Annotated in this window: 1 protein-coding gene; it reads left to right on the top strand. The window is 23.8% G+C overall.

Features of this window, described 5'->3' with window-relative positions:
* Positions 1–302 precede the first annotated feature (302 nt).
* On the top strand, positions 303–1,101 hold a 799-nt coding region (locus EZH24_RS12350; protein WP_137999355.1), incomplete at its 3' end, for a hypothetical protein.

The following is a 1,101-nucleotide window of genomic DNA, read 5'->3' as shown; positions in this document are numbered from 1 at the left end:
ACTCAAAACTCAAAACTCAAAACTCAAAACTCATTAATATACTATAAAATATATTCTATTTCTTATAGTATAAAGCCTCTATTGTCATTGCAAGACTTAATTTTAATAAAGCTTTTATTAGGCAATCAATTTCTTCTTTCAATTAATTATTTGATTATAAAAAATAAATTAATATTTTTTTCGGTTTACTTTGAAAATAAAAAAACAATAACTCTTTTAAGCAAATATATAATTTGATGAATATTCCTTTAATACAAATAATACAAATATTTTTTCATAATTATAAAATTAAAGGAGTTTTTATGTACTTAGCACCTGTAGGCTTAGTAGTTTATAATAGAATTGAACATACAAAAAGAGTTATTGAAGCTTTAAAGAAAAACACTTTAGCTTCAGATACTGATTTATATATATTTTCAGATGCACCTAGTAAAAAAGAAGATGAAGCATCTGTTTATGAGCTTAGAGAATATTTAAAAACTATAAAAGATGGTTTTAAAAATGTTTATATATATGAAGCTCAAAAAAATTTAGGTATAAAATATTCTACTGTTAATGCGGTAAACACAATATTTGAGCATCATGAATATTTTATAGGTCTGGAAGATGATATTGAGACAAATAAACATTTTCTTGAGTTTATGAATAATGCTTTGAATTATTATAAAGATGATGAAGATGTTATGGCTATAACAGCATTCTCGCATAAACATGCTACTAAAAATCATAAACATGATGTTATATTTACATACGCTTTTCATAGCTGGGGTTGGGGTACTTGGAAGATTAAATGGAATAATATAAATTGGGATACTTGCGATACTTCTTGGTATAATAAAAGTATTAAGCATAAAATATTAGGAGGCGTTTTTTCTTGGTTTCATTTACTTGCCATAAAAAAGTCTGTTAAGGATAATCTTTATGTTCAAAATAATTTATGGGATATTTATTATTCATTTACAATGTATAAAAATAAAAAATTATGTGTTTGGCCTTCAAAAAAATCTTTTACAAATAATTTTGGTTTTGATGGTACAGGGTATCATAAATTTAATTTTCATCATGGATACTTTGAAAAAAATTTAGACGATGATAATATGA

This window comes from Brachyspira catarrhinii, from assembly GCF_005518285.1.
Classification (GTDB): Bacteria; Spirochaetota; Brachyspiria; order Brachyspirales; family Brachyspiraceae; genus Brachyspira; species Brachyspira catarrhinii.
The sequence above is the reverse complement of the archived record's forward strand: the minus strand, read 5'-3'. Positions and strand labels throughout refer to the sequence as shown.